The following is a 22278-nucleotide window of genomic DNA, read 5'->3' on the forward strand; positions in this document are numbered from 1 at the left end:
CTGCTTGGCTGCCCCACCAATCTGCATTGGGTTGCCAATCTTCTTTTAGAAAATCGGTTCGCTGCTGTTCTAAACGGGGTAATAACTCACTGACAATGCGATTTTGCCGTTCCTGCGCCAGTTGTTCATTATACGCTGGATCGGGCTGGGGAGTATTGGCTTCCGTCTCGGCTAAGAATTGTTCCAGTTTATGACCCAGTCGCCTAGCTTTTTCCGGCTCTTGTTCAATAATGTTTGTTGTCTCTTCCGGATCATCTATTAGATTGTACAATTCTCGTTGACCATCCTCCCAATAGTGAATTAGCTTCCAATCGCCTAAGCGGATGATAGACGAAGGATCGCCCCCTTGGTTGCCGTAGTGCGGATAGTGCCAGTAAAGGGCACGTTCAGCAATAGAATCTCCTTGCATAAGAGAAAGTAGACTCACACCATCGGTATGTTCATTCGGTTTTAACGCTAAACCAGCTAATTCGAGTAGCGTAGGGTAGAAGTCTACTCCTGATACCGGCACGGCAACTTCTTTAGCGGCGCTATTCATTCCAGGGGCAGCAATAAAGTAAGGCTCGCGAATACCACCTTCCCACTGGTAACCTTTGCCGCCCCGCAGGGGTAAGTTCGTAGTAGCATAAGCATCGCCGGAGGCTACTCCTCCATTGTCGGAAGTAAATACGACGATGGTATTATCATCCAGACCCAGTTCTTCCAGCGTATTCAGGACCCGGCCCACCGCATCATCCATGGTAGAAACCAGTCCGGCATACACTGGGTTGTCTTGCACTGTTCGGATTGGTAGCCGACGTTCCATTACAAACCCGCTATCAGCGATACCCTGGGATTCGGCTTTCTCTCGGTAAGTGACCCACTTTTCTTGGGTGGTTTCTAACGGAGCGTGTACGGCGTAAAACGATAAGAATGCAAAGAAAGAAGAATCTTTATGCGTTTTTAAGAAATCTACGGTTTCTTCTGCTAAGCGTAACGTCAAACTTTCTCCGGGTTCTTGGTCTGCTAATTTCGGGTTATTGTGCGGGGCAAAAAACCCTCCGGCCGGACTGCCCTTTTCCCAGCCGCCTTTGTTAATGTCGAACCCATGATCTTCGGGGTACGAGCCTTCATCCCCAATATGCCATTTCCCGGAAAAGAAAGTGGTATAGCCTGCTTCCTGAAAGGCTTCGGGTAGGATAGTGTACTCGGCGGGTAGCTGATGAACGTATTCGGCTGGTAGTAATTTACTTTGGCGATTGTGGGCTCGCCATTCGGTGCCGCTCTTCGCGCCAATCCAATCGGTGATGCCGTGGCGAGCCGGAAACTTACCAGTCATAATACTAGCTCGGGAAGGGCTACAAACCTGGCAGGCTGCGTAGCCTTGGGTAAATCGCACGCTCCTATTTGCAATGCGGTCAATGTTCGGGGTTTCGTAGAACTCACTGCCGGTGCAACTCAAGTCGTGATAACCTAAGTCGTCGGCTAAAATAAATAGTACGTTGGGCCGACGGCTTTCTTTAGGCTCTTCGGTTGGCTGGCAGCAAACAAAAAGAGCGCAGATAGCGAGAAAGATGAGTGTTGGTTGCGAAGACATAGGCAGCAATATTTTTATCAGCCCAAATTAGTTCGTTTTCGGTAGTTATACCAACTTGTAATTGGAATACTATTATCAAAGTGGATTCATGAAAAGAGTGGTAAACGAACACCTGAAACGCTTATAGGGTTTGTATGTACATGTTTGGGTATTCACATAAACATAGTAATTTGAACACCTGAACATTGCGTGGCAACCGCCTAAACACCTGAACACTAACACTACCCAACCATGACTGAATACGTAGCCCCTTTTTTTATCGGACTTGGACTAGCCGCTTCGGTAGGTTTTCGAATATTTCTACCGCTTCTGGCACTAAGTGCAGCTAGCTACTTTGATATTATTCCGGTAGACAATTCTTTTGCCTGGATTAGTACATTTCCGGCCATGATTGCTTTGGGAGCGGCCACTTTACTGGAAACACTGGCCTATTTCATTCCCTGGTTTGATAACCTACTGGATACTATCGCTTTGCCTACCGCGACTATCGCCGGAACGGCAGTGATGGCTTCAACATTAATTGAGTTAGACCCGCTGTGGCAGTGGGCTTTAGCGATTATTGCCGGAGGGGGAACGGCCGGACTTGTAAAAGGAGTAAGTGCCAATACTCGCTTGGCTTCCACCGCTACGACGGGTGGCTTGGCCAATCCGATAGTGACCACAGTAGAAACAGCCGCTTCGGCCGGCTTATCGGCTCTTTCGGTCTTTTTGTGGCCAATAGCCGCTATTGTGGTCATTGGATTACTCGTACTGGTAGTTTTCTTTTTTAAAAAGCTACGGCAATTATGGCGAAGACCCTCGAGTAAGAGTTCAGTAAACCCAGCTTCTGACTAGACTTTATAGCATCTAATCATTGCTGGATAAAATGGATATAGTGAAGTTAACGTAGATAGCACAGCGGGTGTACATATGACGAATTCCAACTCTACCGGACTCAATGACAGGAAAAGTTGATGTATCCCAATAAAAGACTTTTTCCAGTATTTTCTGATGAGACCTGCATTGTCAAATGATGTTCTTTCTTGATAATAGTCATATGATATTTGATGCCGGGTTGGAATAATCCGGTTTGAAAGTAATCAGGCTGAAGAGTCGTATCATTGGAAAAATTCCCACCGGGCGATACAGGGTAGCGACGGGCACGGACATAGTCATTATCAGAATCTTCATTATCCACTCCAAAAGCAGCAAAGCTGATATGATAGGCATTCATGTTCTTAAAATAAGTTGACATGGTAGGAATAGTTCTCAGAGAGTTCCAGGTTTGAATATCTTCTACAAAAGGTGGGCTACCGATACCAGTAGTCTGAATGTAAATAATGTTTACAAAACGAGATATTTCATCAGCACGAGTGTAGTCAAACTCAATTTTGATTGGCCCACTAAAACTTTCTTTTGACCAGAAAAAAGCGTGAGATCCATTATCGTAGGCTACTGGCCCCGCGCAAAAAAAAGTGTACCTTCCGATGTGCTTTTAATCTCAGCGCGATAGCCATCTACCGTCCAATGCTCCGACCAGCTAGAGCCGACGATCGGTGACATTTGTGCTTCCCAAGAAAGTCCGTGTAACTCATAGAATAACGGAACAGCCGAGTCAGTGGCCTGAGCATAGCCCAACGAAAAGCAGAGGAGGAACCAGCAAACGATTAAAATGTATTTCATATTAATCAGTCAGGAAGAGAGAATACGAGTGATTATTTAGGGGATTCTTCACTCAACTGGCTAATGGAAGTGCGTAGTAGCTTGCGAAACTCCACTTCTGACCCTTCGGCTTGAACGGCAATTTGCCCGGATTGGGCTGTGCAGTTCGTGCCGTGGTTTACCAGATCGTTATTCACCCAGACTTTAATTTTATCACTCAAGCATTCAATCACCAGGCGGTTCCATTCCCCAGGGGGCTTTTCAGAATTATCAGTAAGATTGAGAATGCGGCGACCTTTTCCTTCGGTGATGCCCCAGTCTTGTTGGGGTCCGCGCCTTGCTTCCATATCCGGTACTTGAATATCTTCTACGATGCACCAAAAGTCGCCCGCATTTTTGTGCATCATCTGCACTTCCAATGATTTAGGGAACATTTCGTAGAGCGAGCGAGGGGTAGAAGCATGAATCAATACTCCGCAGTTCCCAGGTTCTCCGGCAAAGCGATACTCCACTTCCAAGCGATAGTTCTGATGAGTATCGTCAGTAATTAAATGTCCTTGAGGTGTCCCCAAACTAACGAGCATCCCATCGCGCACAATAAAGGGATTAATTGCGCTTTCGTCTTCATCCATCTCTGGAACATCCACGTGCCAACCGTCTAGGTTCTTACCATTGAATAAAGAAACAGTCTGAGCGAAAGAGACACTACCTGAGAAAATAAGGATTAGAAATAGTAGCTTTTCTGGGCGTAGCAAAGTGAAATACATAGATTGGTTACTGTAAAATACGTAGTAACAATGATAAACAATTGTATTGGTTTAATCGGTACCTCCCCAAAGTAATAGGTAGCCTACGGATGAGATAGGGAGAGTCTGAGAAGGTGAGTAAAATAGAAGAGCCAGTGTGCTTGAGAAAATTAGTAGTTGCTGCTTTAGAAACACTATAGCTTGCAATCAGCTAAAGAGAAAGAATAAACAAGGGTAGTAAACTAAGTGAGAGCGGAATAGTTAAAGAAATAACAGTACGATTGGTACTTTTAGCAACACCAAAGAAAACTACGCATGGAAGATCTAAATATCTATATTCAACCTTTTTTAATTGGCCTCGGCGTGGGGCTCATTTTACTACTGATTGTCTACATTGGCGAGCGAACGAAGCGCGGTACCCTGAAGAGCGAGATAAAAACGCTGAAAAACCATTTGCAGAACAAAATGGAGATTGAGGCTGAGGCTACCGAAAACCGCCGAAAAGAACTGGAGCGGCTAAAAAAAGAAAATGAAAATCTGCGAATTACCAATCAGTCATTAGCTCAGAAGCCGGGTAGGAGAGAAGTGATGAACATGCACGTTTACCAAAAGGCAATTGGTATTATGACCGAGAGTGCTCAGGGTTTTGCTCCCATGTGGCAGCGGGCCCTCCGCGAAGCCGAAGCCGAAGTAGAAAAGTCAGACCAAGGAGCTTCGTCGTTTATTAAGAAAATTATTCCTACTCAAATCTTCGGAGGATCACCCGATACCAAAAAGCTAGATTCGGGCAATGACTTTGATAGCGAACGTTCGTAGGGTTTAAACCTTTCTTTTCTGCCTAGTATACATTAGGCCAATCTGATTGGTTCTTCTCTACTGCTGCTTGGAAACTTGGTAGTATCCTATCATATTAGCTTGACTGAACAATTGAAATCTAAGGTTGATTAATATACTATGGATCAGGATAAGACTTCAGTTACAGAAAGCCAATATAGAACCGACCGCCTTGATGCAGGGCAAGAGGAAGTAAAAGACGAAATTAATCAACAAAGCAAACCGAAAGAGGGAGGCCTAATTTTAAAAGAACAGGTGCAGATGGCTCTGGCTGAGTACCGTCGCCATAATAGGTCGTTGCTACTATCTTCTTTTTCGGGTGGATTAGAAATTGGATTTAGTGTGTTGCTGATGGGTCTGCTGTACACTATGTTCTACGGGCAACTAACCAAAAACGGATTGGATTTGGCATTAGCCTTTGCTTATCCTATCGGGTTCATATTCGTTATTCTGGGACGGTCCGAGCTATTTACCGAGCATACTACTTTAGCAGTGCTTCCGGTTTTGAATGGATCAGTGCGGGTGCTGGAACTCGTAAGAGTATGGACTCTTATTTTAGTAGGGAATCTAATAGGGGGTTATGTCTTTGCCTTCATAATTACGATGATGGCTCCCGAAATGGGCATTATTTCGGTAGAAGCTTTTGAGTACTTCGCCGAAAAGTTGTTAGAATTTGGCTGGGGTCTTACACTGGGTAGTGCTATTCTTGCGGGCTGGCTGATGGGGCTGTTGTCCTGGTTAAACAGTTCTTCGCAGGAGACAACGAGTCGTATTTTTATCATCATACTGGTTACGGCAACCATTGGGCTGGCCGGATTACATCACTCTATTGTGGGTTCTATTGAGGTGTTTGCGGGGTTTCTTATTTCATCCGAAATCTCGTTTAGCGACTATCTGTTCTTTCAACTGTGGGCCACCGTGGGAAATATTATTGGTGGAACCGTATTCGTAGCCTTAGTTAAGTATAGCCACTTGGGAGAAAAGAGCCGAAGTTGAAAAAATATATAATGATTAGTAGATGATAAAATGCTTTCTAATTCTCGTATGCTCCAGCATCTAGAGATGCCGCGCTTCTGGTATTACCCGCAAAATCAGTTAGCGGAAAATCTGTCAATCCAACTGCGGCATCGGTTGCAGTAGATGTATTGATTATGCGCAGGTCCCGATTCAGGTAATCAGTGAATCCAATATTGCCCGCCCCGGTAACATTATTTGCTTGATTATACGGTAAGTTTGAGTATACAAAAGTTGAACCTCCGTCGATTCTGATCGCTATATTGCCTAATATGTCAAAATCAACTGACTCTAAAGCATTGTCTATTCCGATCGTAGACTGAGTGGCTGAAATAATCGTATTAAAGCGGATAAGTGCGTGCCCAATATGGTTGAGAGAATTACCATTGCTAGCTAAATTTATCCCCCTCTTCCCGTTATCGTAGATAACATTGTTTTCAATGAGCAATTGTTCAGAATTACCTGGGTGATCGGAAAAGTAGCTAATTCCGTGGTCAGTCGCCCCAAAAAGCTCATTTTGGGAGATCGTACCATACGTTCGAATACTGATACAATTTCCTTCGTCATTGGTGACGTTGTAAATAGTATTCTCCGTTATGGTGACATTAAAGCCTTGAAAGTAGATACCATGGTGGGGGGCACCAAATTGACTTGAGATATTACTGGTTGCCACATCATGAATGGTATTTCCCTTAACCATAGTGTTGATATGATTTTCTGGGGCTAAAATACCGTTCTCTTCAATGTTGTAGATTTGATTGTCAATAATTTTCACCCCATCAGATGAACCGCTATTTCTAAATCGTATGGCATCCCCGGATATGTTTCTGAAAATACAGTTTTCAATCCGTAAATCATTAACGTCTCTAATCTGTATTCCATCACCAGTTATGTTCTCGAAGACACAATCCCGTATAATTGTCTCATCGTATTCATGGCCATCAATGAGCAGAGTAGTATTAAATGTTTTACTTTCAATAATACCTTGACGTTCGTCAGCAATTGTATCTTCCTTCTGACATGATGATATAACAACTATCAAAAGTAAAATCAGTATACCTTTCATTACTAAACTATTTCTTCAAAAATCCTCCGAATCTCATCGGTTACTCGCTTTGGGCGTTGGGTTTGCGCATCTAGCAGACACCATATAGATTCAGCCTTTACACAGAGTTGATTCTTCTCAGTATGCCAGATCTCCACAGTTCGTCCGTACTTTGGTCCGGAAACTTCGCCCACGTGGGTTTTCAGTAAAGCCTGATCGGTTAGGAAAATTGGCTGTTTATATTCTACGTAGTGATTCAGAACGACCCAGATATACTGCTGCTGCATTGCGTTGGTAGCTTGTTGCTTCCAGTGGGCTTCGGCTATATCCTGAATCCATTGCACATAACGTACATTGTTAACGTGCTGCATTGCATCCAAATCTTCGGGTTGCACTTCCCGAAGCTGCTCAAAAATGTGGGGTTTCATACCGCGAAGTGAAGAATCTACAGGGCCAGAGGGCGCAGGTTGATCGTTTTAACTTGGTTGTGCCGACGAATAGTAACTTCCAACTGCGTTTGACGATTTAATAAGGCTTGCACTTCGTGACTGCTTCGTCCGCTGGCTGAAATATTGTTGATCTCTACAATCTCATCTTCGGGGGTGAATCCGGCCTTATCAGCGGGAGAATCTTCAAATACATGGCGTATTACTACTTTTTCTCGTTGGTTATCTGATTTCACGACCAGGCCGGAGTACGCCAGAGCGAATTCATTAGCAAATGATTCGTTAGGATGCCAGTACGACTGCTTATGATGATAATCCAGCACAATGTTGAACCGCTTGAGTAGCGCATTGCCAATATGGCCAATACCGTCTTTAAACGCCTTTTTATAGTAGCGCGACTGATTTAGTCGGATAGGAATATCTGATAGACTAAACCAACCAAACTCAAATTCCTGAAGCCGTCCGGAAAAGTTGCGGTCAACTGCCCCGGAGAAGTTCATGGTGTAGATTTGGTGCGTTCGACCGATTTTTCGGGTAAGTTGATGCTCGTCTACAAACGGAGAGTAAAGGGTGACAAACGAGCCGGAGCCGTTATCTAACTGAAACTTACCCGAGAGCGTTTCGCCATTATTGAGCTGAAACGATCCGTTGATGTACGGTCGGCCTCCAATCAAATCAAAAGTTTGTTGATGATAATTTGTTGGCGGGGCGTACGTCTGCGGATCGTGTAAAATGATAGCCGATTGGTCGTAGTCAATCTCTACGGTGTATTCTTTCAGAATATCTTGACCAATAATTCCGTATACTTTAGTATCCAATGCCCGCTGTAAATGCCGCAGTGGCAAATGTACCATCTTAACCCGCGACAGCGTGACCTCACCTAAGTGAAGCTTGTTGTAATTAGAGTAGTAAACAAACTTAGGACCCCGCTGGCTGCGAACGGTAGAAAACCCATCGTGAGAAATATCTAAATGGTTAGCTTCTTTTTCGCTAATTACTGTAGTCGACGCTCCGGTATCAAAAATAAATCGTAGCGGTTCAGAATCATTTACCTGGATATTAATGAAGATATGGTTATTGTGCAGCGTAAAGGGAATGCGGCTCAGCGTAGAGGCTGCCACTTCCAAGCCCATTATCCAAAGAAGTGTCACTAAAAGGAGAACTCGGAAAACCGAAGCCATGTGGATAAATTAATTGCGTTACGGCAAGTTACTGTACGGGGATTAACGAAATATACACAACTTGGTTAAACAAAAAAAGCGCCAACTTGGCGCTCATTCTAATAAATGCGTGGACATGTACTATTCCACCACTATTCCGGTGATTTTTAACTGCTGCCACTCCTCACTAGCCGTAGTTTTAACTGCCACGGTTTTACTGAAGGTCCCAAGCTTAGCAGCATTGTAAGTTGCCTTCACAGTTCCGTTTTCATTAGGAGCAATTGGGTCTTGAGTATAGCTGGCTACCGTGCAGCCACAAGAGCCTTTCGCCTCAGTAATTACTACTGGTTTATCCGAATTATTGGTAAAAGTAAAAGAAACCGTTTTAGGCTGCTGATGCTGAATATCTCCAAAATTATGAGAGGTAGCATTCCAAGAAAGTGATTCGGCTTTAGGGGTTGGAGTAGTAGCCAGCGATAGTGCTGATTGGGCTTGTACCCCGAAGGCACAGCCTAAACTTAAGATAAAGACGATCAGTAAATTTTTCATAACAATGAATTTTTGGTTGAGATAATAAATACAATTCAAAGGTAGGGAGGCCGGTATAAAATGACTGTTAACAAAATCCTAAGAATTGTTAACGAAATGTTAACGTCGTTTTCGAATGCTGAAAAGTGCTTATTTTCGTACTTATGAAGAATATTGCCATACGCTGGGTCGTTGCTTTCGGAATTATTGCGGTGCTGGGTATTGTGGCCGCTCAATCATTTTGGGTCATTAAAATCCGGAATGCCGAGGAGCAAAAACTCAATCAGCAAATCTATGTGGCCCTAAAGAATGCCGCGGCTCAGTTGGCCGATCACTACCAAAACATGACCACCCCGGGCCATCCGGTAAAGCAGATATCTGAAGACTATTATGTAGTAGAAATTAACGATATGGTAGATGCTCAGGTTCTGGAGCACTACCTGAAAAATGCCCTAATTCAAGCGAACGTGATGGCCGACTTTGAGTACGCTGTCTACGACTGCCGGAAGAACCAGATGGTCTACGGAAATCGAGTAAGTATATTAAATGCCAACGTAAGCAAGCGCAGTAACTGGGGAATGCCCCTTTATAAGAAATACACCTACTACTTCGGAGTGTACTTTCCTAATAAATCCAGCTACGTATTTTCGGAGATGGATACTTGGTTTATGCTGTCGGCCGTGCTATTGTTGGTTATTCTGTTCTTCGGTTACACCTTGCTGGTCATTCTTCGGCAAAAGCGGTGGTCGGAGCTTCAGAAAGATTTCATCAACAATATGACCCACGAGTTCAAAACTCCGATTGCCACGATCAACGTATCGGCCGATGTGCTACAGACTCCCAGCATATTGGATCAACCCCAGCGACTACAGAACTACGCTCAGATCATCAAAGAGCAAAGTCTTCGGCTGAACGGACAAGTAGAAAAGGTACTACAGGTAGCTAAATTAGAGCAGCGAGCTCTGGGCCTGCACCCGGAAACCTTGGATTTGGTAAAGGAGCTAGACAATATCTGCGCTGGGTTTCGGGCTCACTACGAAGGACAGATACTTTTGACAACGAATTTTGATAACAAGTACACCGGTATTGCTGCTGACCCTATGCACTTTCGTAATGTCATTCAAAACTTACTGGATAATGCGGTGAAGTACAGCGATAGTCCGGCTGAAATTTTATTGCGAACTGAACAGCGAGATAATAAGGTTCACGTGGTAGTTGAAGACCAGGGTAGGGGCATCCCTTCTGAATACCTTACTAAAGTATTCCATAAGTTCGTTCGGGTTCCTACAGGTAATCAGCACAACGTGAAGGGGTTTGGGCTGGGACTATACTACGTGAAGCGAATCTGCCAATTGCACCGCTGGAAAATTGAAATTCAAAGTGAGCTAGGAAAAGGTACCCAGTTTACGATTGGCATTCCTTTGACTACCTGACAATCAACCAAGGTAAGTATTGATGACAAATATAAACCCAAAGGCAACCCTGCTTTACGTAGAAGACGATGATAGTTTGCGCTACGTAACTCAAGACAATCTCTCGCTGGCCAATTATCTGGTAGTGGCTTGTGCCGATGGGCAATCTGCTCTGGAAGCGTTTCACGATCAGCCGATAGATTTGTGTATCATTGATGTGATGCTACCTAAAATTGATGGCTTCGCAGTAGCCAAAGCAATTCGTCAGCAAAATAGCCAAATCCCAATTCTGTTTCTTTCGGCTAAATCTCTGAAAGAAGACCGCATAGCGGGACTTACGTTAGGAGCCGACGATTACATCACCAAACCTTTCAGTATTGAGGAGCTAGTACTCAAAGTAGATATTTTCCTTCGTCGTAGCCAATTTCAACCAGCACCGCCTCCGGCCAACGGTCTAGCTACCATCGGAAACTATCGTTTTGATCAGGGGCAGCAACAGCTAATCTACCACAACGAAACTCGCAATCTTACCCAGCGAGAATCCGCTCTACTGGGCTATCTGAGTACTCACATGAATCAGGTAGTAAAACGGGAAGATATTTTAGCCACTATCTGGGGGGAAGACGACTACTTTGCCGGTCGTAGCCTGGATGTATTTATTTCCCGTTTGCGAAAGTATTTACAGAAAGACACTGCTATTCTGATTGATAATGTTCACGGAGTAGGTTTTCGACTACTAATTAATGAGCAATGAATAACGATTGATGAATAGTGGTAGCTATTTAGTTATTCGTCATTGGCTATAGTGATTCTCCTAGCGGGGTAGGCAAGCCGTCTACGCTACGGGTATTTTTCTGTTGCTGGTATTCTTGAATTCCATCCTCTCCTTTGGTCACCGCCCAGTCAGTGAGTGTATCGCGATGATGCTTGAAGTCCATAATGGGAACGCCAAAGCCGCAAGATGTTTGGGTTTTAGTAATATGATTCACAATTATCTGCCGAGCTCCAGGTAGTTCATGAAAGTGAGGGATTAGTTGCTGCCAGCGTTCGGTATCCGGTAGCACAACTTCTCCTCTACCGTAAAGACGAAATATTTTAGGCTTTTCAGTAAATGAGCACCACATAAATGTAACCCGGCTATTTTCATTAATGTGAGCGGACGTTTCGTTGCCACTTCCGGTAATGTCCAAATAAGCTACCGTTTTTTCATTGAGCACCCGGAAGCTATCTAGCCCTTTAGGCGACAGATTAATGTGTCCATCAGCTTGTAGCGGAGCCGTAGCTACAAAATACATAGGTTGCTGTTTAATCCAGATAATCTGTTTTTCGGAAAGGTGGGTAGTAAAACTGGCCATGAATCAGGATAATTGGTAAAATGAATAACGGTAAGGTTACACAAACTTAGCAGAATTGTTAATTTTGGTTTTCCTCACGCAATAACGAATATGTACTTTCGCTTTATTCTTTGGATGCTCTTGGGTCAGTTGGCTCACGTGACCTACGGCCAAACGGCGACTTCGGTAGAACCAAAAATTGATCAGGTCTTTCAGGCGTTTGCCCAGCAAGACGATTTTCAGGGAGCCGTATTGGTCGGTCAGGCGGATAAAGTTCTGTATCAGCAAGCATTTGGATTGGCTAACCGGGAGTGGGATATCGCCAATACAGTAGACACTAAGTTTAACTTGGCATCAATCAGTAAGCAATTTACGGCGGCTATCGTTATGCAGTTGGTGGAAGAGGGAAGGCTGAAACTGAACCAGACCATTTCTGATTATTACCCGCAGTACCGCAAAGATGTAGGAAAGCAGGTTACGTTGCACCAGTTATTAACTCATCAGTCGGGTATTCCTAATTATACCAGTCTGCCGTTCGTTTGGTCCGATTCATTATACCGTAAGTACAGCCGAGAGGAATTAGTCACCAAGTTCGCCAGCGGAGATCTGGAGTTTAAACCGGGTTCTCAGTACCAATACAACAATTCGGGATACCTTATCCTCAGCACTATTATTGAAAAAGTGACGGGCAAATCTTTCGGTGAGGTATTTGAAGCGCGAATTACTCAACCACTGAAGCTACAGTTTACCGGAGTAGATGACCGCCAGAAAATCATCGCGCAGCGAGCTTCGGGTTATGCGAAAATAGCAGCCGGATACGAGAACGTGTACAGTATGTATATGCAAAACCTTCAAGGTGCTGGTAATCTCTACGGCACGGTAGGCGATCTGTATCAGTGGGGGCAGGCTTTATTTGGTGAAAAATTGCTATCCCAAAAATTAGTAGATCAGATGACTCGGCCCTATACCGATGTGAATCAGCAGTGGATTCCCCCTTATGATAATCGCTATGGTTACGGATTGGGAGTTGCTAAAATTTCACTGCCAGATCAACAGCCAGCAACAATGGTTTTTCATAGTGGGCATATCCGAGGCTTTAGTGGATTCTTTGCGTACTATCCAACAGAAAAGTATACAATCATTATTCTCAGTAATACGGGTGAAGTGAGTACTGCCCGGATGAATCTGATTAATCTGGAGGTCGTTCAGATATTGAATAAAGCTTTTACCCAGAAGGCTGCTCCAAAGACCTCTACCAAACGTAAGTTCAAGAAAGAGCGACCAGTTGCCACTAAGGATGTGAACCAAGAGCGCGACCTAGAAAAAGCGATGATTGCCGCTTGGGAAGCGGGCGGGGCCGAAGCGGCCCTGCAACAGTACCACGTCCTGCTGGAAAGCTTCCCTTATGATTATCCTGATACCCAGGTAATACTCAGCCGATTTGCTCAAAAATTACTCAAAGAGAAAGATAGAGATGGAGCGTTAGCCGTAGCTGAACTTAATAGTCGCAGCAATCCGCACTGGCGAACGTTTACTGAACTGGCCGCTCTGCAACAGCAAGCAGGTGATAAAGGTCAGGCCGCTCAGTACTATCAGAGAGCAATTAGTATTAATCCGAACCAAACGGAAGAAGAACAGCGAGCGTTTCAGGACGCGCAACAGGCACTGAAAATACTTCTGTAGCGTGCTGACTAACTACCTTGTTCTCATTCTTTACTTGGGCATACTGCTGATTATTGGAGTAGCCGCCGCCCGGCAGGTAAAGGATATCAAAGACTACTACGTAGGCGGAAAAAGGCTTAGTTACTGGGTGGTGGCTTTCTCGTCGCGGGCTACGGGTTCTTCGGCCTGGGTACTACTGGGACTGTCGGGCATGGGGGCTATTTGGGGAGTGTTTGCCTACTGGGTGGTGTTAGGCACAGTATCAGGAGTAGCCATATCCTGGTTTGTGATGGGAAAACCCTTTAAGCGACTCACTGATCAATTTGATTCTATCACTATTCCCGATTATCTGGAAAGTCGATTTCAGGCTACTTCCCCCCGGATTAGGTTAGTCGCGGCCTTAGCGCTGACCTTTTTCGTGACTATTTACGTCAGTGCTCAGATTGATGCCACGGGCACTGCCTTTGAATCGTTCCTGGGCTGGAACTACTACCTAGGAGCTGTTGTAGGGTTCATCATTGTGGTACTGTACATGTCGTTCGGAGGATTTATTGCTGTCGCTTGGTCTGATGTGTTTCAGGGGGGGGTTATGCTGTTGGGATTGGTGCTGTTGCCGTTGGTGATGCTCACGCAAATGTCGGGCAGCCTGTCCCAGGAAATTCGGGCAGTAGACGCTGATCTACTAAGTGCCTGGGGGCCAGGAGGATTTTCTGCATTGAATCTAGCCAAGATTGTTGGGTTCGTCATGATTGGATTAGGGTTCTTAGGTTCTCCTCAGTTATTCGTTCGTTTTATGTCTATTCGCCGGGAAGCTGAAATTGACCGGGGAAAATGGGTTTCGGTTGTGCTAACCTTCACTATGAACTTCTCTGCCGTAAGCATCGGTATTTTAGGGCGAGCACTGTTTACTTCGGCGGGCGATGATCCTACTCAAGTTTTAGGCAATGGCGGACAGGAAGTTTTACTTTATGCTGCCGGGCAGTTATTACCTGCTGTGATAGGTAGCTTCTATATTGCGGCGGTTTTGTCGGCGATTATGTCTACCATAGATTCACTTTTGGTGGTAGCTTCTAGTGCGGTTAGTCGGGATTTATACCAGAAAGTGTATAATCCGTCACTTAGCGATCAGCATTTATCGGCTTTTTCTACAAAGGTAACTTTGCTGCTATCTGTCATTTCTTTAGGACTAGCACTAGCAGTAGCTTACTTTTCACCAACCCGTACCATTTTTTGGTTTGTGATTTTTGGCTGGTCGGGCATAGCGGCAACCTTCTGTCCGATGATGAGTTTATCGTTGTGTTGGACGAAGTACACTGAACAAGGTGCTTTAGCTTCTATGGTGACTGGCTTTTTGAGTGTGCCTTTCTTCAAATTTGTGTTGCCCCAGTGGGAAGCCATTGCCCCATATTTGGTAAATATGGCTGAATTGTTCCCTTCTTTTATATTATCACTCTTAGCAGGTTACATAGTTAGCATCAGAAGACACTTATAATAAAGCACTTGATTTATTACATTGCCTAAAAGTTTTTACTTTGCGGCTCGTTATACTAGTGTTTCTACTATTTCGAGCAAAAATGGTCATTCTGTTCAATAGAGTATCATAATAATGCACTATTTATAGGTATATTAATTCTTTTTAAATTAAAAATGTGCAAAATTTTGGAAAAATAATACATAAGTACTATTTTGCATATAAATAGTTAAAAACATAGTTCGTTATGGATAATCTATATTCTTTTCATAAGCTGTCACTTGAAGAAAGAACCCAGTACGTATTAGGTAATGGTCAACTTTTGTGTAGTCGGTACTTTGCCGGAAGAAAAGTGTTTCTCTACTACACTGGTCGATTTTTTGCTGAAATCTGGTTCGATACCCGTAAAAGTAAGGTATCCAATATAATCCCGTTCACTACCACAAAATGCTTAAAGCCGTATCTTGATCTCATCGATATTAATGATGCATTTGTGTGCTAACTTACGGTAAGGCAACCCTGACCATCGTAAAAAATATCACCTTGATCTAACATCTCTTTTACTACACGAGCCAACACAGCCTCGTCAATTTGTCCTAATGCCATCATGAGTTTCTCAGGTGGCTGGGACGATTGAGTTAATTGCTGAATAATATTATCTCTTATTTTCTCTTGTTCAGCACGGGTGTATTCTGGGTGTTTCCCTTTTTTCTTTCGCAAACAGTGATCACAAACGCCACAATCGATCGGGTACTTTTCGCCAAAGTAAGCCAATAGTACCTGCGTACGGCACCGTATTGGGTGCGTTACATAGTGGGTAACAGCGTTAACTTTGTCAGCGTAAAGTGTCTTCTTCTTTTGGAGTTTAGCTGCCGAAAGCGGAAGCTGGCGGGCATCGAGCCGGGGGGTCATAAAAACGAGTTGAGGTTGGTCTTTACGAGGTAGATAGTTAATAATTTCTCGTTCGTGCAAGTTCTTCAATTTCACCATTACGCCGTTAACCGATGTTTGCAAAATTTGAGCAAGTTGAGATTCGGAGATCGAAATATAGTTAGCGTATAGTTCGCCCCCGTAAACCCGTAATAGGGCATTAATTGTAGGTTCCAGCGCAGCGTTAGCAATTCTGAATTTATACAGTTCCTGATAATCTACTCGAAAATGTAGCGTTGACGGCTGAAAGAAACTCTCGTTCAATTGAAGCAACCCCTCTTCTGCTAATCGCTTTATGGAGTGAAATACCCCAATTGGGTTTAGACGGTACGTTTCAGCAAAGTGGGCGAGATCGAAGTTGTAGCTGGAAAGGTAACTACTTCCCACCGCCACTTTCAGGTAGTTCGCTATATTTTGATAGACGGTGCGGATAAAATCTACGGACGGAAAAGAAGTCTCGATGCGTTTGATCAGATTATCCAAATCATTTTGATCATATAAAACGACGGCATACGCTTTCTTTTCATCTCGACCAGCTCGACCGGCCTCTTGGTAGTAAGCTTCTAGCGTATCGGGCAAGTCTAAATGTACCACTAAACGAACATCCGGTTTATCAATTCCCATTCCGAAGGCATTGGTAGCTACAATCACGCGGGTTCTATCCTGAATCCAGGCATCTTGCTTATCTGCCCGTTCTTCGGCAGTGAGTCCGGCGTGGTAGTAGTCAGCCGAAATATTTTTGCCTTGTAGCTTCTTAGCAATAATACGAGTGCGCTTTCTACTTCGGGCGTACACTACGGCGGTACCCGGAACACCAGTCAGGGTTTTTAGCAATCGTCTATCTTTATCTTCTTCGTAAAATGACGAATAGGAAAGGTTAGCCCTAGCAAAGCTCTTCTGAAATACTTTCGTGTTCTGAAACTGAAGCTTATCTTGAATATCCTGCTTTACCGAGTCCGTGGCGGTGGCGGTTAGGGCAATCACATTCACATCAGGAATTTCTGCTCTGAAGTCAGCAATTTGCAAATAAGGAGGGCGGAAATCGTACCCCCACTGCGAAACACAATGTGCTTCGTCTACCGCAAGCAAGCTGATCTGCATACGACGCGCTCGTGCCAGAAAAAGATCAGTTCTAAGCCGTTCGGGAGAAACGTACAGGAATTTGACATTTCCGAACACGCAATTATCGAGGTGGAAATCAATCTCCCGAGCACTCATTCCCGAGTAGATCGCTACCGCGGAAATGCTTCTTTTCTTGAGTTGCTCGACTTGGTCTTTCATCAGCGCAATTAGTGGGGAGATGACGATACACACCCCTTCCCGCATGAGTGCCGGAACCTGGAAGCAGATACTTTTCCCCCCGCCGGTGGGTAGTAGAGCCAGCGTGTCGTGGCCCGCTAGCACCGCATCAATGATATCCTCCTGAAGCGGACGAAAGGCCGGATACCCCCAGTACTGCTGAAGAATGGCGTGGGCGGACATATTATTTTAATTACTCGATTGCTGAATGGTTCGATTGGTGAATGGCTCGATTGTTCAATTGCTAGGGGCTGGGAGCAGGGAGCTTGGAGATATTGGTCACTATATCGCTACTCTCGGAGCCTATCTTTATTTCCAACTTTTTGCTATTCGTTTTTTCATTGTTGATTGCACATTGTTCATTGTATTGTCGCTCCTCCCGAAACTGCCGAAGAAACTTGGAAGAAACCTAACGGAGGTTTTTGAGGATCGGTTAGGTTCCGTAGGGTAGAAGTTGGGTTGCGGGGCGGCCCACTAAATAAGCCACCGTCGTTAAAGAGCAATTCGGTTAGTTCGTTATAGTAGGCAAACTGACTGGCACTTAAGCTGTACATCTCAATACGTACACTATCTCCTAAGTCAAAAGCATAATTGGCTAACTGAAGCGTATCAATCTGCTCATTAAGAAACTCATCACTTTGGATAAGTAAATCCTCGGGAGCATTAAAAAGTGAATCCTCTTCGTAGATGAGAAAGCGGTAGTAATTGATGCCTCGCTCCTTAGGAGTTCGTCCGCTGAAGAAGAAATAGTAACCGTCATCCAAGAAAAGAAAATCTTCCAGAAAACGGTAACTGAATGAATCTACCTCTGCTACCGGAAGCACTGTGCCTCTTCCTTCGTACATTTGGTCCTGATAGTTAACTTTGAGCGTATACGTTCGTCCCGAGTCAATCGGTATATCGTTATTGATGTACAGCCCAAAAGAATTTTCTTGCGCATCCAGGACATATTCCTGCGCATTTTCCTCGTCATAAACGGTTACCTGAGCGTCTAAAACCGGACTAGATCCATTAGCATCATAGTAGTTACCGGTGGTAGTAATTCTTACGCGAGCCCCATTCTGTTTGGGATCAAACTTCCAGTAGTTGAGGTTCCCCTCGATAACTAGTTGCGGATCAGTATTGGGAAGATCCAACGTAATCTCTTCCTGGCAGGCCGTGAGGGCCAAGAGAAATATAGCAAAAAACAGGATGAACAGTCGCATACCAATCAAAATTTAAAATTATAGGTAACCGACGGAATGAATCGGAATAAGTATGTTTTTATTGAACCGGGCCGTTGGGAAGTAACCGTTCCTTCGTCGTCGCCCGGATCAAATGTAACGTCGTCGTTATAAATATCTTCAAAGGTTATAACGAATGGATTTTTCCGTCCGTACACGTTGTACACCGAAAAGCTCCAGTTGCTTTTCCAACGTCGTTCTTCGTTTTTCTTATTCTCTAGTACTACGGAAATATCAAATCGGTGGTAGTCTGGCATCCGGAACGCATTTCTCTCGTCTTCGCCGTAGTACGGCACTGATAAGCCATTGAGTTGGTAGCGGCCGGAAGGAAACGACACGGCGGTTCCGGTACTGTATACCCAGTTTCCCGATAGTGTAAGCCGCTTATTAAGCTGATGAGAAAGTACCAGTGCAATGTCGTGGGTGCGGTCGTAGCGGGCGTTGTAGGGCTGGCCTAAATTAATACCTTCAATTTGCTGCTGCACGCGGGAAAGGGTGTAGGCAATCCATCCGGTAGTGCGGCCCACATCTTTCCGAAGTAGGAACTCGGCCCCGTAGGCCCAGCCTCTCCCAACCGATATTTCCGTTTCTAGATTTTCGTTCAGCAGAATATCGGTACCGGTCAAAAAATCGATGATGTCGTTCATCCACTTGTAGTATACTTCCACCGAGGCTTCTATCGTATTCTGCCGTAAGTTCTGAAAGTAGCCTAGCGCGAGCTGATCGCCAATCATAGGCGGAATATAGGTATCAGCAGGAATCCAACGGTCAATGGGCAAACCCGCGGTGGCATTCGACGCAATCTGTACATACTGTCGCATCCGGTTGTAGGAAAACTTTATTGATTTTTCGCTGTCGAGCAAATATCGCAGTCCGAAGCGGGGTTCGGCTCCGTGGTAGCTTTCTATATTTTCCAGTCGGTCGTACTCAGTTTCACCCGTAATACTTTCGTCGGATAAAGGCTGGTCTTCTTCGTACTGAAGCACCGATCCTGGCCCGATATGCTGGAAGAAAGAATAGCGTAACCCATATTCCATAGAGATACGGGGGCTGATCTGATGACTATTGCCAATGTACACCGCGTGTTCCAAGGCATACTTGTTATCAAGGATTAGCGGGGTAAAATTAATTCCTTCGCCTCGAGGGATAATTCGGGCGGGCTCGAAGTCGAAGTGAGAAAGGTGGTAGCCAAAATCCACTGACAAATTAGGTGAGGGAAAGAAATTTCCGTCAAACTTAGCACTGTACTCCTTTAAACGTGATGTCCAAGTGAACTCCGCCGTTTCAGCATCGATATCAAAACCGTAGTCAAAATTGCTGTAGACAAGGGTGGTATTGAAGAAGATTTTATCCGATAACAGATGGTTCCAGCGTAACGTAGCCGTAGCATTTCCCCAGTCTAGCCCAAACTGATCGGCAACCCCAAATTTATCGCGGCCAAAGTAACCCGATAAAAACAGCCGATTCCGATCATTTAGGGTGTAGTTAGCTTTCGCATTAAAATCGTAGAAGTACAAAATGTTATCTTGAATATCTTCATCAGGAGACAGTCGCAGAAACAAATCGGCGTAGGTGCGCCTTCCCGAAAGAATAAAGGAGGACTGATTCTTTCTAATGGGGCCTTCTACTGTCAGTCGGCTAGAAATTAGCCCGATACCGCCCGATACCTTAAAGTCTTTGTTATTCCCTTCCCGCATCTGAATATCCAGCACCGATGAGAGGCGACTACCAAAACGGGCGGGAATACCCCCTTTGTAAATCTCAATATTCTTAATGGCATCAGGATTGAACACTGAGAAAAAGCCTAGAAAGTGTGAAGGATTGTACACTGTAGCTCCATCAAGTAATACCAGATTTTGATCGGCGGCCCCCCCCCGCACAAAGAGTCCGGTTGTGCCTTCTCCCGCACTAATCACTCCGGGAAGTAGCTGTACGGTTTTGATAATATCCACCTCCCCGAACAATGCCGGTAGCCTCTGCACTTTTTCTATCTGCAACTTATCTCGACTCATGGCTACATCTTGTACGTTGGCATCCGGTCGGTCAGCCGATACCACTACCTCCTGCAATTCTACTTCGCTAGAAGCCAGTTCTACATTTAGCGTTTGATTAGCGGTGAGTGAGACAGGTTTTTCTACTGGTTGGTATCCCAAGTAAGAAAAAGTAAGTGTATAGTCACCCGGTGCCAGTGTAAGCGAGTAGAAGCCGTATACATTGGTGGTAGTTCCGGTACCCGACCGCTCTTTGATCGCAATGGTAGCTCCAATAAGATCTTCACCGCTGGAAACATCTCGTACGTAGCCGTTTACAGTGAATGATGATTGACCAGACACAGAAAATTGGAGTAGGAGACCGATAGTAAGGAATCCAAAAAATAAGCGAGGCATTACTTCTTCGTGGTTTGAATTTTATAACCCTAACACTAGTAAACTCTCTGATTATAACAGTAAATAGTGTCGGTGTAACTTTTAGTAAAAGTAGAAATAATATTACAGAATTAACGTATATTCTTACTAACGACAATACATCACAATTAGGCTATCACTATTGAAAAATAAATAAATATGTCGGAGTGAGCAAAATGATAATCCCAGCATAAGTATTCATCATCTATGAAAATTTGGTACCTATCACATAAAATCTGCACTAATTTATTTCCAGGGAATTATTGATTAGCGGAACCACTTCTTTTAGCGAAAAAATTATTCACATTTTTATTAAATAATCAACGTATGACATCAGCGAAAGTAGGCGATACCGTACAAGTACACTATACCGGAACACTTCCCGACGGTTCGGAATTTGACTCATCGCGCAAACGTAATGAACCTCTACAGTTTACCTTAGGCAAAGGACAAATGATTGCTGGATTTGAGAAAGCAGTAAACGGAATGAGTGTTGGTGACAGCAAGCAAGTCAATATTCCGAGCGAGGAAGCATACGGGGAAGTAAAAAAAGAGATGATTATGGAAGTTTCTAAAAATGATTTCCCCCCTGATATTACTCCCGCAGTAGGCCAGCAACTAGCAGTAAATGCTCAGGGGCAGCAAGTGCCGGTAACTATTACCGATATAAAAAATGATAAGGTAGTATTAGATGCCAACCACCCTTTAGCAGGAAAAGACTTAATATTTGATATTGAATTAGTTGAGATTGCATAATTTTCTTAATTAGAGTAAACTATCCGAAAAAAAACTTGTATTTAGCTATACAAGTTTTTCTTTTGTGCAGTTATAATAGTAATATTATTAATAACGGAAGTAAAACTTTCAAAAAACTACTTCTTTTTGTTTAGAAGTCAGAAAATGCCGGTTTATGGATACTCCACAGATATCGTCACTTCTCCATCACTTTGCCGATGCGCTTAAGCACGAGTACTCGCTACCCGAGTTGGAGGACGTAGTTACTAATGTATGTCCTACGTGTCCCACATCAGTAGAAGATTTCATTAGTGACCTTTCGGAAGTAGGCGAGCGAATGCAACTGGTCTTTATCGCAAATAGTATTGCTAAAGATAAATTCCAATCTTTTGTAAGGGATGCAGATTTCCCAATCATGCTATTTCAGAAAGATGAATCCGGGAATTTTGAGCCAGTCTTTGTTCAACTTAATGAGAAACTGGAGCACATAGCTGGAAAAGTAGAGGACAACGGACGCCTGCATCCGGTTCCCATTAGTAGTCTTACAAACAATCTTTATCTTGATGAAAATGACGAGGTGGTTTTCGTAACTGCCTTTCCTTTTCATAGCATGGTAAGTAAGACTGAGCACTTGAATGAACATCCTACACCATTCCAGCGATTCATGCAGTTACTGGCTCCGGAGCGAAAAGATATCATTTATATCTACGTTTATGCTATTGCAATTGGTATTGTTAGTTTAGCTTTGCCGTTAGGAACTCAGGCAATTGTTGGGTTTATTTCGGGGGGCATGTGGTTCAACTCAGTAGTACTGCTA

At 44.2% G+C, this 22278-nt stretch carries 20 protein-coding genes and 1 pseudogene; 9 read left to right on the forward strand and 12 right to left on the reverse strand.

Annotated elements, in window-relative coordinates:
- A partial coding sequence (locus WBA23_RS13265; RefSeq protein ID WP_424582758.1) for a sulfatase occupies nt 1-1576 on the reverse strand: 1576 nt, incomplete at its 3' end.
- A 231-nt stretch (nt 1577-1807) separates the two neighbouring features.
- On the opposite strand from WBA23_RS13265, the gene WBA23_RS13270 reads away from it, so the two are divergent.
- Nucleotides 1808-2410 (forward strand): DUF4126 domain-containing protein, encoded by a 603-nt coding sequence (locus WBA23_RS13270; protein ID WP_424582759.1) that lies wholly within the window; start codon nt 1808-1810, stop codon nt 2408-2410.
- Nucleotides 2411-2510: 100 nt separating this feature from the next.
- Here WBA23_RS13270 and WBA23_RS13275 read toward each other — a convergent pair whose 3' ends face one another.
- The 3 genes from WBA23_RS13275 to WBA23_RS13285 form a co-directional block, all read right to left on the reverse strand.
- Nucleotides 2511-2810: a hypothetical protein gene (locus tag WBA23_RS13275; protein ID WP_424582760.1), complete on the reverse strand. Its 300-nt coding sequence runs from the start codon at nt 2808-2810 to the stop codon at nt 2511-2513.
- A gap of 197 nt (nt 2811-3007) precedes the next feature.
- Complete coding sequence (locus WBA23_RS13280) at nt 3008-3238, reverse strand: hypothetical protein (RefSeq protein ID WP_424582761.1); 231 nt, start codon at nt 3236-3238, stop codon at nt 3008-3010.
- A 32-nt stretch (nt 3239-3270) separates the two neighbouring features.
- The gene (locus WBA23_RS13285; RefSeq protein ID WP_424582762.1) at nt 3271-3972 is read right to left on the reverse strand and encodes a 3-keto-disaccharide hydrolase; all 702 of its coding nucleotides are present in this window, start codon (nt 3970-3972) and stop codon (nt 3271-3273) included.
- 306 nt (nt 3973-4278) lie between these two features.
- Here WBA23_RS13285 and WBA23_RS13290 point away from each other — a divergent pair, with 306 nt between their 5' ends.
- Nucleotides 4279-4779 (forward strand): hypothetical protein, encoded by a 501-nt coding sequence (locus WBA23_RS13290; protein WP_424582763.1) that lies wholly within the window; start codon nt 4279-4281, stop codon nt 4777-4779.
- Between the two features lie 138 nt (nt 4780-4917).
- On the forward strand, nt 4918-5793 hold the full coding sequence (locus tag WBA23_RS13295) for a formate/nitrite transporter family protein (protein WP_424582764.1): 876 nt from the start codon (nt 4918-4920) through the stop codon (nt 5791-5793).
- A gap of 37 nt (nt 5794-5830) precedes the next feature.
- On the opposite strand, the gene WBA23_RS13300 is transcribed toward WBA23_RS13295, so the two are convergent.
- From WBA23_RS13300 to WBA23_RS13315, 4 genes are all read right to left on the reverse strand, one after another.
- Nucleotides 5831-6853, reverse strand: coding sequence for a right-handed parallel beta-helix repeat-containing protein (locus WBA23_RS13300; protein ID WP_424582765.1), 1023 nt, complete (start codon nt 6851-6853; stop codon nt 5831-5833).
- A gap of 26 nt (nt 6854-6879) precedes the next feature.
- The gene (locus tag WBA23_RS13305; protein WP_424582766.1) at nt 6880-7284 is read right to left on the reverse strand and encodes an acyl-CoA thioesterase; all 405 of its coding nucleotides are present in this window, start codon (nt 7282-7284) and stop codon (nt 6880-6882) included.
- Nucleotides 7285-7301: 17 nt separating this feature from the next.
- The gene (locus WBA23_RS13310; protein ID WP_424582767.1) at nt 7302-8483 is read right to left on the reverse strand and encodes an aspartyl protease family protein; all 1182 of its coding nucleotides are present in this window, start codon (nt 8481-8483) and stop codon (nt 7302-7304) included.
- A gap of 120 nt (nt 8484-8603) precedes the next feature.
- Nucleotides 8604-9011: a DUF1573 domain-containing protein gene (locus WBA23_RS13315; RefSeq protein WP_424582768.1), complete on the reverse strand. Its 408-nt coding sequence runs from the start codon at nt 9009-9011 to the stop codon at nt 8604-8606.
- A gap of 143 nt (nt 9012-9154) precedes the next feature.
- On the opposite strand from WBA23_RS13315, the gene WBA23_RS13320 reads away from it, so the two are divergent.
- Nucleotides 9155-10423: a sensor histidine kinase gene (locus WBA23_RS13320; protein ID WP_424582769.1), complete on the forward strand. Its 1269-nt coding sequence runs from the start codon at nt 9155-9157 to the stop codon at nt 10421-10423.
- 22 nt (nt 10424-10445) lie between these two features.
- A complete protein-coding gene (locus WBA23_RS13325) occupies nt 10446-11156 on the forward strand; it encodes a response regulator transcription factor (RefSeq protein ID WP_424582770.1) in 711 nt (236 codons plus the stop codon).
- Nucleotides 11157-11202: 46 nt separating this feature from the next.
- On the opposite strand, the gene WBA23_RS13330 is transcribed toward WBA23_RS13325, so the two are convergent.
- A complete protein-coding gene (locus WBA23_RS13330) occupies nt 11203-11757 on the reverse strand; it encodes a pyridoxamine 5'-phosphate oxidase family protein (RefSeq protein WP_424582771.1) in 555 nt (184 codons plus the stop codon).
- A gap of 90 nt (nt 11758-11847) precedes the next feature.
- On the opposite strand from WBA23_RS13330, the gene WBA23_RS13335 reads away from it, so the two are divergent.
- Nucleotides 11848-13419, forward strand: a complete 1572-nt coding sequence (locus WBA23_RS13335) for a serine hydrolase (RefSeq protein WP_424582772.1) — start codon at nt 11848-11850, stop codon at nt 13417-13419.
- Nucleotide 13420: 1 nt separating this feature from the next.
- Entirely contained in the window at nt 13421-14890 is a 1470-nt protein-coding gene (locus WBA23_RS13340; RefSeq protein WP_424582773.1) for a sodium/proline symporter, read from the forward strand.
- A 477-nt stretch (nt 14891-15367) separates the two neighbouring features.
- On the opposite strand, the gene WBA23_RS13345 is transcribed toward WBA23_RS13340, so the two are convergent.
- The 3 genes from WBA23_RS13345 to WBA23_RS13355 form a co-directional block, all read right to left on the reverse strand.
- Nucleotides 15368-17281 carry a RecQ family ATP-dependent DNA helicase gene (locus WBA23_RS13345; protein WP_424582774.1) on the reverse strand — a complete coding sequence of 638 codons (1914 nt, stop codon included), beginning with the start codon at nt 17279-17281 and terminating at the stop codon, nt 15368-15370.
- A gap of 176 nt (nt 17282-17457) precedes the next feature.
- Nucleotides 17458-18303, reverse strand: coding sequence for a DUF4249 family protein (locus tag WBA23_RS13350; RefSeq protein WP_424582775.1), 846 nt, complete (start codon nt 18301-18303; stop codon nt 17458-17460).
- A 5-nt stretch (nt 18304-18308) separates the two neighbouring features.
- Nucleotides 18309-20654 carry a TonB-dependent receptor gene (locus WBA23_RS13355; protein WP_424582776.1) on the reverse strand — a complete coding sequence of 782 codons (2346 nt, stop codon included), beginning with the start codon at nt 20652-20654 and terminating at the stop codon, nt 18309-18311.
- A 399-nt stretch (nt 20655-21053) separates the two neighbouring features.
- On the opposite strand from WBA23_RS13355, the gene WBA23_RS13360 reads away from it, so the two are divergent.
- The gene (locus WBA23_RS13360) at nt 21054-21482 is read left to right on the forward strand and encodes an FKBP-type peptidyl-prolyl cis-trans isomerase (RefSeq protein ID WP_424582777.1); all 429 of its coding nucleotides are present in this window, start codon (nt 21054-21056) and stop codon (nt 21480-21482) included.
- Between the two features lie 154 nt (nt 21483-21636).
- Nucleotides 21637-22278: pseudogene (locus WBA23_RS13365) on the forward strand (hypothetical protein); the annotation flags it as partial.

The sequence above is a fragment of the Tunicatimonas sp. genome, assembly GCF_049647865.1.
Lineage (GTDB): Bacteria > Bacteroidota > Bacteroidia > Cytophagales > Cyclobacteriaceae > Tunicatimonas.

Bases quoted from the DNA above. Each gene is read 5' to 3' on its own strand.
- WBA23_RS13270 (WP_424582759.1), top strand. From the start codon at position 1,808: ATGACTGAATACGTAGCCCCTTTTTTTATCGGACTTGGACTAGCCGCT.
- WBA23_RS13275 (WP_424582760.1), bottom strand. From the start codon at position 2,810: ATGTCAACTTATTTTAAGAACATGAATGCCTATCATATCAGCTTTGCT.
- WBA23_RS13280 (WP_424582761.1), bottom strand. From the start codon at position 3,238: ATGAAATACATTTTAATCGTTTGCTGGTTCCTCCTCTGCTTTTCGTTG.
- WBA23_RS13290 (WP_424582763.1), top strand. From the start codon at position 4,279: ATGGAAGATCTAAATATCTATATTCAACCTTTTTTAATTGGCCTCGGC.
- WBA23_RS13295 (WP_424582764.1), top strand. From the start codon at position 4,918: ATGGATCAGGATAAGACTTCAGTTACAGAAAGCCAATATAGAACCGAC.
- WBA23_RS13305 (WP_424582766.1), bottom strand. From the start codon at position 7,284: ATGAAACCCCACATTTTTGAGCAGCTTCGGGAAGTGCAACCCGAAGAT.
- WBA23_RS13310 (WP_424582767.1), bottom strand. From the start codon at position 8,483: ATGGCTTCGGTTTTCCGAGTTCTCCTTTTAGTGACACTTCTTTGGATA.
- WBA23_RS13315 (WP_424582768.1), bottom strand. From the start codon at position 9,011: ATGAAAAATTTACTGATCGTCTTTATCTTAAGTTTAGGCTGTGCCTTC.
- WBA23_RS13320 (WP_424582769.1), top strand. From the start codon at position 9,155: ATGAAGAATATTGCCATACGCTGGGTCGTTGCTTTCGGAATTATTGCG.
- WBA23_RS13325 (WP_424582770.1), top strand. From the start codon at position 10,446: ATGACAAATATAAACCCAAAGGCAACCCTGCTTTACGTAGAAGACGAT.
- WBA23_RS13330 (WP_424582771.1), bottom strand. From the start codon at position 11,757: ATGGCCAGTTTTACTACCCACCTTTCCGAAAAACAGATTATCTGGATT.
- WBA23_RS13335 (WP_424582772.1), top strand. From the start codon at position 11,848: ATGTACTTTCGCTTTATTCTTTGGATGCTCTTGGGTCAGTTGGCTCAC.
- WBA23_RS13345 (WP_424582774.1), bottom strand. From the start codon at position 17,281: ATGTCCGCCCACGCCATTCTTCAGCAGTACTGGGGGTATCCGGCCTTT.
- WBA23_RS13350 (WP_424582775.1), bottom strand. From the start codon at position 18,303: ATGCGACTGTTCATCCTGTTTTTTGCTATATTTCTCTTGGCCCTCACG.
- WBA23_RS13360 (WP_424582777.1), top strand. From the start codon at position 21,054: ATGACATCAGCGAAAGTAGGCGATACCGTACAAGTACACTATACCGGA.